At 41.7% G+C, this 11800-nt stretch carries 8 protein-coding genes; all 8 read left to right on the forward strand.

Annotated features, from left to right (window positions below):
• Positions 1-172 precede the first annotated feature (172 nt).
• The 8 genes from MS6x_RS01670 (at position 173) to MS6x_RS01705 (ending at position 11504) form a co-directional block, all read left to right on the forward strand.
• Positions 173-1573, forward strand: coding sequence for a sensor histidine kinase (locus MS6x_RS01670; protein WP_482605048.1), 1401 nt, complete (start codon positions 173-175; stop codon positions 1571-1573).
• Positions 1573-3234: an NAD(P)/FAD-dependent oxidoreductase gene (locus MS6x_RS01675; RefSeq protein ID WP_482605049.1), complete on the forward strand. Its 1662-nt coding sequence runs from the start codon at positions 1573-1575 to the stop codon at positions 3232-3234. Before MS6x_RS01670 ends, MS6x_RS01675 begins: the two co-directional genes overlap by 1 nt.
• A 321-nt stretch (positions 3235-3555) precedes the next feature.
• A complete protein-coding gene (locus MS6x_RS01680) occupies positions 3556-5280 on the forward strand; it encodes a purine-cytosine permease family protein (protein ID WP_482605050.1) in 1725 nt (574 codons plus the stop codon).
• A gap of 88 nt (positions 5281-5368) precedes the next feature.
• Entirely contained in the window at positions 5369-6850 is a 1482-nt protein-coding gene (locus MS6x_RS01685; protein WP_482605051.1) for a mannitol dehydrogenase family protein, read from the forward strand.
• A gap of 22 nt (positions 6851-6872) precedes the next feature.
• Positions 6873-7310, forward strand: coding sequence for a DUF3010 family protein (locus MS6x_RS01690; protein WP_482605052.1), 438 nt, complete (start codon positions 6873-6875; stop codon positions 7308-7310).
• 21 nt (positions 7311-7331) lie between these two features.
• Positions 7332-7883 (forward strand): hypothetical protein, encoded by a 552-nt coding sequence (locus MS6x_RS01695; RefSeq protein WP_482605053.1) that lies wholly within the window; start codon positions 7332-7334, stop codon positions 7881-7883.
• A gap of 641 nt (positions 7884-8524) precedes the next feature.
• On the forward strand, positions 8525-10354 hold the full coding sequence (locus MS6x_RS01700; RefSeq protein ID WP_482605054.1) for a cystathionine beta-synthase: 1830 nt from the start codon (positions 8525-8527) through the stop codon (positions 10352-10354).
• Between the two features lie 4 nt (positions 10355-10358).
• Complete coding sequence (locus MS6x_RS01705; RefSeq protein ID WP_482605055.1) at positions 10359-11504, forward strand: DUF819 family protein; 1146 nt, start codon at positions 10359-10361, stop codon at positions 11502-11504.
• The last annotated feature ends 296 nt before the right edge of the window (positions 11505-11800 follow it).

Raw genomic sequence — 11800 nt, forward strand, 5'->3', positions numbered from 1 at the left:
GGCCGAAATACGTGCTTTATAGGCTAGCGTACTGTAGTTTCCAGAAGACCCCAAGTATTGGCGAATTAAATCGTTTTTTAGAAAAGGCCGAAATTAGCGGACAAGGGTTTTAAACGAATAACTTATTTTGAATCGCGAGAGAGCAAATAACGGGAAACAAAATCCTTAAGCAATGATAGCAGAACTTAAAAAATTTCCTCAATTTAAATCTATACCCGAAGAACAATTGGTATGGCTCAATGATAATCTAGAAATCCTAGAAATACCCGAAGGGCAGTTTCTGTTTGAGAAAGGGAATCCTATTGATGAACTTTTACTAATTTTCAAAGGAGAATTTCAGATATACATCCTTCAAAATAATACCAGAAAAGCATTTACCCGTTTAAACACAATGGATGTTTCGGGATTATTGCCTTATTCCAGAGCAACTGTTGCAGGAGGATATGCAGTAGCTTTAAAGGATTCCTTAGTCGGTAAATTATCTAGGGAAAAACTGCAGGAGATGATTCTAAAGCATTACGAACTTACGGAAGTTCTAGTTCACGAAATGAATAACCGTATCAGGAACATGACCCAAACGGAAGTTCAGAACGAAAAACTGATTGCCCTTGGAAAGTTGTCCGCGGGGCTGGCGCATGAACTTAACAATCCTGCATCGGCAATGGTGCGCAGCGCTGATCTGTTGCAAACGCATTTAATGGGCCTGCCGGAGCATTTTAAAAATGTAATCAAAATTAAGTTAGATGATGCTATCGTTGATAGTATCAACGATTTTATGTTCAAAAAGTTAGCCGAAAAATCGGACCAGCTAACCCTAATGGAAAGCAATGAACTAGAGGATGAATTGCTAGATTGGTTTCAGGATTGCCAGCTCGATGATAAATACGATTTAATTCCTTTACTGGTAGAATATCAATTTGACACCAATGACCTCAATCATGTCAAAAGTTTATTACGGGAGGAAGATTTTAACCCTATTCTCAAATGGATTGTTCAAAATATGACCACCGAAAAAACGGTAGCGGATATTAAAGAAGCATCCGGTAGAATAGAAACCTTGGTACAATCCATAAAGACCTATTCGTATATGGATCAAAGTGCCGATTTTCAGTTGTTGGACATTCATAATGGCATCCAAAGCACTTTGAATATTCTTAACCATAAAATTGAAAAAAAGGGACATACCCTCATATCTAATTTTAGTAAAACCGTCCCTAAAATAAAAGGAATGCCCGGCGAACTCAATCAAGTGTGGACTAATCTAATAGACAATGCCATTGATGCGTTGCCACAAAAAGGAGGAGTCATTGAAATCAGCACAGAAACCAAAGGTAATTTTGTCTATACCTGGATAAAAGATAACGGGCACGGAATTTCCGAAGAACATCTAAACCGCATTTTTGAACCCTTTTTCACTACCAAGGAAATAGGTCAAGGCACTGGAATGGGACTGGATATAGCGATGAAAATCATTAAGCAGCACAACGGAAACTTAAAAGCCACCTCCAAACAAGGAGAAACCATCTTTGAAGTCTGTTTGCCAATAACTAAACAAAATACCTCAGCCAAGTAATGAAAAAACCAATTATTTTAACGGTCGATGACGACCCACAAGTACTGGCAGCTATCCGCAATGATTTGAGATCGCGGTACCGTGATGATTACCGGATTATGGCAACCACTTCCGCAAATGAAGGATTGGAAGCTGTCGTATCCTTAAAAAATAAAGGCGAGGAAGTCGCGCTATTTTTATCGGACCAGCGTATGCCCGAAATGCTGGGCGTTGAATTTTTGGAGCTTGCCATGGTTTCCTTTCCGCAGGCAAAACGTGTGCTGTTAACTGCCTATTCCGATACCGATGCCGCCATTAAGGCAATAAACGAGGTACAGTTGGACTATTATCTGCTGAAACCCTGGAATCCTCCAGAAGAAAAATTATTTCCTATAATCGATGACGTGCTCCAAGATTGGTCGGCCAACTACAAACCACCGTTTACCGGCCTACGGATTGTGGGCTATCCCTTCTCGCCAAAAATTCACTACATCAAGGATTTTCTAGCGGGGAATATGTTTCCTTATCAATTTCTGAACATTGAGAACGAAACCACGGCTAAAGAACTTATGCAAAGTAATCAACTGACCGATAAGGATGTACCCGCGGTCTTTTTTGAAAATGGGGACGTCTTGAAAAATCCAGAGATTACAGCTGTTGCCGAAAAACTAGGTTTAAATATCAAGGCTAAAGAAGAATTATATGATGTTATCATCGTTGGTGCAGGCCCAGCAGGTTTAGCCGCAGCGGTCTATGGCGGTAGCGAGGGATTAAAAACCCTTCTAATCGATAGAAAAGCGCCTGGTGGACAAGCAGGAACAAGCTCTCGCATTGAAAATTATTTAGGATTTCCGAACGGCTTAAGCGGTTCAGATTTGGCACGTAGAGCAATAACGCAGGCGACCCGTTTCGGTATTGAGTTCTTGTCGCCTATGGGTGTGGAAGGTATCGAGGTAAAGGATTCCTACAAAATCATCAAATTATCCGACGGCAATGACGTAAAGAGCAGATCGGTCGTCATTTCAACCGGTGTCGATTACCGTAAATTAAACAATACGGGGATGGAAAAGCTTTCCGGTGCCGGCGTTTATTATGGTGCTGCAACGACCGAAGCACATACCTGTAAAGATGGCAACGTGTATATCGTTGGTGGTGGCAATAGTGCCGGCCAAGGGGCTATGTACCTTTCCAAATTTGCCAAAAAAGTAAATATCGTCATCAGAAAAGAATCTCTCACAGCTACCATGAGTTCCTATCTGATAGACCAAATAGAGAATACCGAAAACATCGAATTACTTCCCTTTACTGAAATTATTGAAGCAAAAGGCGATAAAAAATTACAGTTTGTGGTGCTGAGAAATAACCAAACTAAAACAGAAACCGAACATGATGCCCGTGCGATTTTTATTTTCATCGGGGCAAAGCCTTATACAGAATGGACGGGCGATACCTTTATGAAAGACGAAAAAGGATTTTTACTGACCGGTCGTGCGATAACCGACCATCAACTGGCCAAACAGTTTTGGAAAAAGGAACAACCGCCCTACCTTCTGGAAACCAGCGTTTCCGGGATTTTTGCCGCTGGTGATGTACGTAATGGTGCTATGAACCGTGTTGCCTCAGCTGTTGGTGAAGGGGCGATTTCCATTAGTTTGGTGCATAAATACTTGAGTGAAAATTAAGTCTAAAGGCAACAGTAAGTGGCCTTAAAAATTGTTGGCTACTTTATTCGCCTTCGGTCAAGACGAGGAATTACTTGTTAGCTTTTACATGTTACGTTACTGTTGCAAAAACACTTGGAGGTCGCAAACAGAGCTTTTATATACCAACCCTTGGTTTATAAAAAGTATCGAAAAACAATCCCAGTTTATAAATGGTTACCATAGTCTGGGCTTCCTATTCCCAAATACAGAACCGTTAAAAAACAGTAACCCAACTAATATACCATCCTAGCTTTAAAAAAATAGTACCTTAGGCGCTCTAACTTTGTACCCACCAACTATATGAAACCTTCAAATGACTTCGACGAACTTCAACACCTAGACGAAGAACAACTCCCCGTAGCCAAACATAAATTACACGATTGGACACACTTTGCAGGTCTTTATGCTGCGGAGCATGTGGCAGCAACCGAGTTTGTTATCGGGGCAACTTTTGTCGCCCTCGGCGCCAAAACCATGGATATTATCCTAGGACTATTGATTGGTAATATACTAGCAGTACTCAGTTGGCGATTTATCACCTCTCCGATTGCGGTTGAAACGCGTTTGAGTCTCTATACCTATCTGAACAAGATTGCGGGCGATTCCATGACCAAGCTGTACAATTGGGCCAATGTCATCATCTTTTCGGTGATTTCGGCAGCAATGATAACGGTCTCGTCATCAGCAGTGCGCTTTGCCTTTGATATTCCTGCACAACTCAACTGGTACCCTACCAATGCCTGGTTTATACTGATTGTGTTAGCCGTTGGTATCGTGGTGGTTTCCATCGCGCTTTATGGCTTTAATGCCGTCTCCGAATTTTCAGGCATCTGTGCACCTTGGCTCTTTGTGATGTTTACGAGTGGTGCCATGGTACTCCTCCCCGCTTTATCCCTCGATGTTCTCGATAAAACCTTACCCTCTAGCTGGACAGATATCTTATCGCTTGGAGACCAAAGTATATGGACGGGCATCAACAGTGACGGCGAACCGGGAATTGGCTTGATTGAAGTGATTGGATTCGGTTGGGCCGCCAATAGCATCACCCATTTCGGCTTAATTGATATGGCCCTACTCCGCTACGCTAAAAAGAAGAACTACGCATACGCCTCTAGCACCGGGATGATGTTCGGTCACTACGTGGCATGGATCGCAGCCGGAATCATGGGTGCCGGAGCCGCTGTTATTTTAGGAAAATCCATCGTAGAACTGGATCCTGGCGATGTGGCGTATTACGCACTAGGTTGGTCCGGTTTTGTAATCGTTATCGTTGCAGGTTGGACGACGGCCATCACTAATCTTTATAGGGCAGGTCTGGCCGCACAGGCAATCTTTTTTAACCATTCCCGCAAGAAAACGACTATTGTCGTGGGGTTGGTTACCGTTGCCATTGCCTGTTTCCCTTTCGTTTTTTCACAAATTCTACCGCTACTTACCTATGCAGGCTTACTCGTTGTTCCTGTGGGCGCCATTGTGTTTGCAGAACATCAAATTTTTCCAAGAATTGGCTTTACACGCTATTGGTCTTCCTACCGTAAACTTACCTTTAGCACGCCTGCCGTTGCGGCTTGGGGCTTGGGCTTAGGGTTTGGTTTTGGTCTGCAAGCTTTAGATGTAATTTCCTTCTACTACCTATTTATCCCTACCTGGTTTTTTACCATCGCTGTCTATACGCTCCTCGCTTCTAGGTATGGAGCGAAAGCAACCTACACGGAAGAAGCAAAGGAAGAAGCGGTAAGAAAGGAAACTATAGAACGATTTCAGGCAGCCCAAGCTGAAAATGAAGCTGTACATATAAAAGACGTTTCAGGATTCACCAAAGGATTGAAATTTGTCGCTATAGCAGCCTTGGTCACTACCTTAATTTTGGCTTGCAATGTGCTCTTCGGAAGTGCTACGCAAGCAAATTATATTGAAAATAGAGAACTCTTTTACACCTATGCTTTCATTTGCACCCTAGTTTATTTCGTGTTGGCCTATTGGGCGTTAAAACGTGGGAAGCGAACCGCTTCAGGTAATCCCTAAAAGACGGTATAATGAAAGATATTTAATTTCAAGACAGCACTCAGAAGCTTTAAATCGCTATTATCGAGTCTAATATAGCAGCATACCAATGGAAAAACCAATACAACTCAATCAGGAAAATTTAAGACAAATAGGTGAGCATCTACCCGTACCCATGTATTCCCGGCATGGGGATAAAACAGGAATCGTACATATTGGTGTTGGCGGATTTCATAGAGCCCACCTCGCTTATTATCTACACCAACTTAAAAACGTCGCCTCCTCGGAGTGGGGAATTTGTGGCGTCGGTTTACGGGAGGCGGATGCCACACTTCACGATATTTTTAAAATCCAAGACCACCTGTACACCTTGATGGTCAAACACCCTGATGGAAAAATGGAGCTCGAAGTCATGGGGTCGATACTAGATTTTAAAATGGGAACGACCGACCAAGAGTCCGTAATTGCCACCATGGCAGCTGCCGATACCAAGATTATATCGCTAACTATTACCGAAGGTGGTTATAATTTTAATCCCACTACTGGAGAGTTCGATTTTGACAATCCGGATATCCAACACGAATTACAGCACCCTCATGAGCCTAAAACGGTGTATGGCTTTTTAACCGCCGCTTTAAAAAGACGCCGCGATGCAGATTTACCGGCTGTGACCATTTTATCCTGTGATAATTTAGAACACAATGGCGATGTTACCCGTAAGATGCTGCTCGCTTTTGCCGAGGCCCAAAACGCGGACTTGGCCGCATGGATCGCAAAAGAAGTCTGTTTTCCAAATAGCATGGTAGATCGAATTACACCTGTGACGACACCAGCGGATATAGAAATCCTAGCGAAAACTTATGGTGTACAAGATGCTTGGCCCGTTACCTGCGAACCCTTTATTCAATGGGTGGTAGAGGATAAATTCGCTAATGGCAGGCCCGCTTTCGAAAAAGTAGGGGTACAGTTTGTACCCGATGTGGGTCCTTATGAGAAAATGAAACTGCGCTTGCTAAATGCCGGTCATTCTGTGTTGGGAATCTTAGGAGCGCTTCACGGTCACCCAACCATAAACGCATGTGTGGAGGACGAAGTTTTCAAAACCTATCTGCGCGCCTTCCTAGATACGGAGGCCACGCCTATCCTAGGAGACATTCAAGGTATTGATTTATCGGCCTACAAAGACAGCCTGTTGGAGCGTTTTGCCAACCCCAATATCAAAGACAGTGTAAGCCGTATCTGTGCAGAAAGCTCCGCAAAACTGCCCAAGTTTTTAATCCCTACCATAAAAGAAAATTTGGCTACCGGCGGAAGCATCCAGTTGGCCACCTTGGTCATTGTGGCATGGTGTTATTATAGCGACAAACAAGCAGATCAAAACGGAACAGCGTTGGACATCAACGACACCCTAAAGACAGAACTGCATGAAGCAGCAGCAGCCTCAGCGTACGATCCCTTAGCATTTATTAAGCAGAAAGCCCTCTTTGGAGACCTTATCAAAGACGGGCGTTTTATTACTACCTATCACGCCATGCTCGAACAGCTGAGCCATGTAGGTGATATTCGGAAGTTGATGAAAGAGTTACTTTAACTAAAAGGTCAAAAAAGAAACTATGAAAATCCTATCCATAGAAGTAATGAGCAATGCAATAGGCATGCTGCTAATAGAAGGAAACCAACAAAGCTATAGCGTTGAAAATTTTGGAAAACCGCTCTCCATTCCAAAAGAAGATATGTCCATAAAAAACATCATAGCCTTTCAAGCTAGTTTTGCTAGTTATCTTCAAAGTAAAACCATAGATAAGGTGGTACTGTGTGAAGGAGGAAATGATTCCAAGAAAATGAGGGTACGCATGGAATTTGCCATACTAGTCGAATGCGAAAAACTAGGGATTGATTATGTCACCTACCCCACCGGATCCTGTACACGACTCATCAACTCCACTTACCAAAAAGATACGGGGCGCGAGTTTTCGGACGAATTAGCTATGTTTAAACTACCAAAATATATGGGCAAATGTCTGGCCGCTGGATGGCGATTTTTAGAATAACAAACATCAAACGAAAACCTAATGAACCGTCTTCTACTTCTTTGTGTGCTAATTCTGAGTATAAGTTGTACCGAAAACAAAAGAACGCAATCACAACAAATAACTACTTACTACGAAGGCTTTAAAAATTCAGATTATAATCTAGTAAAAAGTACGCTCTCCGATAGTCTAATAAGCATTTCGGGCGATTATGTTATGCCCTATTCCCGTGAGAGTTTCTACGAAAAATTTAAATGGGATTCGGTTTTTAAACCTGAATACAAATTGGTTTCAATTGAAAGCAATGCAGAACACCCTATTGTAACAGTGACTATGAACTCTCCAAAACTGAAATTTCTACAGAACAATCCAATGACTTGCAGGTATGCCATTTATTTTGATAAGGATAAAATAGCTAGAATTGAAGAACTGAACTGCCCAACGGCAAACTGGGAGCAGTGGGCAAAACAACGAGACTCATTGGTAGCTTGGACAAAAATCAACCATCCAGAACTCGATGGCTTCATTAACGATTTAACGATGCAAGGCGCTATAAATTACATGAAGGCAATAGAATTCTACAACAATAAATAAAACAAGCATTGGGTTAAAATGCCGACCCTTAGCGAATGGTAAATTCTAATGCTGTTTTCTGGCCTTTTTATTCCTGCTACTTCTAAAATTTGTACTGTTTCTCGTCAAATAAGCGACGAGAACAAAGCCAGCTGAAACAAAAACAACGCAGTATACTATATTCTGGGCTTCTATTGGTAATTCCATATTTCCAAGATACAAAAAATTCCCAACTCCCTTGTTCTTAATTTATTACCCATGGTTAAACCATATTTAGACCCCTACCCAATGTTATAAAAAGTAAATATTCTACCCGTTGTACACTATGGATAAACATGTAGCACATGTCAGTTCGAGTGCTGGATTTTACAATTATTTCATTGTAAAATCAAGTGTATCGAGAACCTTTTAGACTAGAAAGTTTCTCGATACAACTGTTGTTCTCGAAAAGGTCACAGAATTCACTCGAAATGACATCTATTCCTAGAAATAGAATCAAAATGCACAACGGATTGTTCTTTTTTATATACGTTCAAAGCTTTGCGGTTAACAGCAACCAATTAAAAACAGAGACAGCCATTCCCAGGTTTATGAGGGTCTTTACCATTACCTAACCCAAATAAACAACTTATCTTAGCGTAAAATCCCTGAAAGAAAGTAACATGTTAACATTTATCCAAAATGTACTGAAAAATATGCCAGAAGGCTGGTTGAAATTGACCACACACCGACTGGATATTTACGATGAAAAATTGGCTAAAACAAAGTTTTTAAAGGCTTTTGAAAACTTATATGACACGAATAATGCCGGAGCACTGGCCTTACACGAATTACCCACGGCGTACGACTATATTCGATTAGGTCATCCCCTATCCTGCGTTTTGGAATGGGCAATTGCTAAACAACATGAGCTGAAACCAGAAGATGTAATCAGTTTTTCTTCAAAGACGATTCCTATGTTTGCCATTCTTAGGAAAAATGCATTGGATGGTACGGCTACGCGAATTATATACACTGAAAAACTACATGAGCCTTTTGATGCCGACCTATTAAAAAACGTGTATGGCTATACCTTTGAGTTGCAAAAAGTGGAGCACATAGCGTCTATTTTAGAGTTCAACGGTATTACCATTCTTATTGCTCCCCAAGATACTATCGCTACCCAACCCCTTAGTCCAAATGTTGACTTTTATGTCCATACGTATGACGAATTAGGCAGTATACTACTGGTACATGGAGCCAAAAACAAAGGCTATATTTCAGAAATTCAACATGTACGACGACGGGAAACCATCGCCATGACGCCAGCCAATTGTTATACCGGATTAAAAAGCTTCGTCGGAAAAACGTCCTTAAACACCACGGAAAACAACGAAAAACAAAACGAAGTAACCGTTTTGGATGCTATTAAAAAAATTACGGGTACCGACTCAAAACCGTTGGTAGGATCTAGCGGATTATCCGTTCAGTATGCGATAATGATGGGGCTTGTACATGATGCCCTAGAGAACCATAAAGGAAAGCTTATCAAATTTATTGTTCCTCCCAATTGCTACGGTGGTACAAATGACCAGGCAAGAAGGGTTGCCGCTAGTATAGGAAACGTAGCAGTAGTCGATTTACCGGTAGACGGGGATAACGATATGGTGCGGAGTTTGCATACGGTTTTAGATAAGATAGCCCAGGAGGATGCAGTTCCGTATATCATAGCTGAAATTCCGACCAATCCAAGAGTAGAAGTACCCGACCTTCAAGAATTAAAGGACGTATTAAATCAAGCACGAAAAACAGCAACCGGCGACCTTGCCATTGACCCCGTTTTTATTTTAGACCAAACCTTTTGTCCCAATGTACATTTTTTAGGGGACGGTGAAATATTATCCAGTGTTAGGGCAATTTCGTATGCAAGTGGTTCCAAATTTCCAAGTGGAGGACGTTGTACGGCCGGGTATTGTGTAGGTAATAAAAAAGTCGATACCCTGATGCAAAAAATAGCGCTGCATCTAAAACTATGTGATAACGAGGCTACAGGATTACAAATGGAAGTTTTGGCAGCGCAACTCCCATCCATGAACCAACGCATTAAAGACGCCTATAAAAACACACGCGAATTTGTAAATTTTATTCATAAGACATTGCCGGCGGCGAAAATCAATTTCGTATCCGAAGCACTGGCAGCACAAGGCTTTACTCCATCGGTATTCTCCTTGGACCTTCCAACAAAAGGAAAAACACATGAAGAAAGGGAAACCTATAAACGGAAATTGAATCATAGACTAATTGATATGATGATTACAGAAATTCCTGAGGAAAGCAAGTATTGTGTAAGCTATGGCCAATTACAAGGTTGTTATTGGACCATCCCCGCAACATCGACACAAGGTACCACCAAAGAGGGTGACAAAGATTACATAGCAAGGATATCCCTTTCTCCCGACATGGATCTTGAACTTCATAAAAAGGTATTTTTAAAATTTGTAGATACGCTATAAGCCCATGGATTTTATCACCGACCCAATGTATGTTCTAACCATGCTATGCCTCATGGTCATTTTAGCGGTATATGCCGGTAAGACGAAATTTGGAAAGCAGTTTGGAGCGGCATTATTGGTGATTCTGTTCACGGCGGTCTTAGCCAATCTAAACCTTATTCCTACCGCATCCAATAGTATCGGTTTATATAGGGCAATTTTTAAATACGTAGCGCCGATTTCTATCTTTTACTTGTTACTAAATGTAAACCTCAGGTCCATTAAGCAAGCTGGCTTACCCATGATCGGTTTGTTTTTAGTGGGTTCATTGGCAACTACCTTAGGTATACTTATTTCTTGGTTCCTTATTTCCCCAGAACGGGTATTGGGAGAAGACGGGAAAATAATCGCAGGTATGATTACCGGAACATACACCGGTGGAAGTGTGAATTTTAATGCCGTGGCCCTCGAATATGGCTTTCAAGAAAAAGGAATCTTATACGCGGGTACCATTGCTGTAGACAATGTCGTTACGACGTTATGGATTGTGGCCACCCTAGCTTTCCCTGTTTTTTTAAGACGTGTTTGGAAAGATAAAACAAGGGTGAAACCTACGACCCAAACAGACAATGAACCGAATATGGAAACCGAGCGTATGGACTTTTATTCGGTGATCTGGTTATTTTTTCTGGGTATCGCGGCCTACTACATATCCGAATTAATTTCAGATGTAGTGCCGAAAATTCCTTCCATTCTTATCCTCTCTACGCTTGGGATTGTTTTGGCACAGTTCAAGTTTATATCAAATTTAAAAGGCAGCCATAATTTAGGCATGTACCTGGTTTTTCTGTTCTTGGCCGTCATTGGTGCCTACTGCGAATTGAGTGCCGTAGGCGAGCTACAGGAAGTGGGTCTTACCCTGCTCCTATTTGCCGGTTTAGCGGTCCTGTTTCATGGTGTTTTGGTGATACTCATTGGTGGCTTGCTATATCGTGATTGGGAAATGATAGCTATTGTTAGTCAGGCAAATGTAGGTGGCGGTGCCACGGCCATTGCCCTCGCGGAAACGTTCAACCGGAAAGACTTGGTGCTTCCCGCCATCTTGGTAGGCACTTTGGGTATCGCTTTGGGCAGCTATCTCGGCTTTTTTGTGGTGTATCTTCTTTCCTGAAAAAATTCCGTGCGTTTTATAAATCACTTAAAAGCCAGTGCTATACCTTGCTATTTACGCTCCGTTAGCGCAAAGCCGAGAACCTAATGAAACCAAAAGCTGGCTTCCACTACCCTAAGGCTAGCAGTTGTGGCATAAATGTTACACCAAGTAACTAGTGCTATTTAAAATTTACAATAAAAAAGCAGGTTGTTATCCTGATAGCTTTCTTAATTCCATACGGAGTTAAATGGTGCTGATTATCGACCATTTGCCGCTTCATTTTAAGATTTTACCGTTAAATTTGCAGCTTTAAA

It is taken from the genome of Maribacter sp. MS6 (genome assembly GCF_056839185.1).

Bases quoted from the DNA above. Each gene is read 5' to 3' on its own strand.
- MS6x_RS01670 (WP_482605048.1), top strand. From the start codon at position 173: ATGATAGCAGAACTTAAAAAATTTCCTCAATTTAAATCTATACCCGAA.
- MS6x_RS01675 (WP_482605049.1), top strand. From the start codon at position 1,573: ATGAAAAAACCAATTATTTTAACGGTCGATGACGACCCACAAGTACTG.
- MS6x_RS01680 (WP_482605050.1), top strand. From the start codon at position 3,556: ATGAAACCTTCAAATGACTTCGACGAACTTCAACACCTAGACGAAGAA.
- MS6x_RS01685 (WP_482605051.1), top strand. From the start codon at position 5,369: ATGGAAAAACCAATACAACTCAATCAGGAAAATTTAAGACAAATAGGT.
- MS6x_RS01690 (WP_482605052.1), top strand. From the start codon at position 6,873: ATGAAAATCCTATCCATAGAAGTAATGAGCAATGCAATAGGCATGCTG.
- MS6x_RS01695 (WP_482605053.1), top strand. From the start codon at position 7,332: ATGAACCGTCTTCTACTTCTTTGTGTGCTAATTCTGAGTATAAGTTGT.
- MS6x_RS01700 (WP_482605054.1), top strand. From the start codon at position 8,525: ATGTTAACATTTATCCAAAATGTACTGAAAAATATGCCAGAAGGCTGG.
- MS6x_RS01705 (WP_482605055.1), top strand. From the start codon at position 10,359: ATGGATTTTATCACCGACCCAATGTATGTTCTAACCATGCTATGCCTC.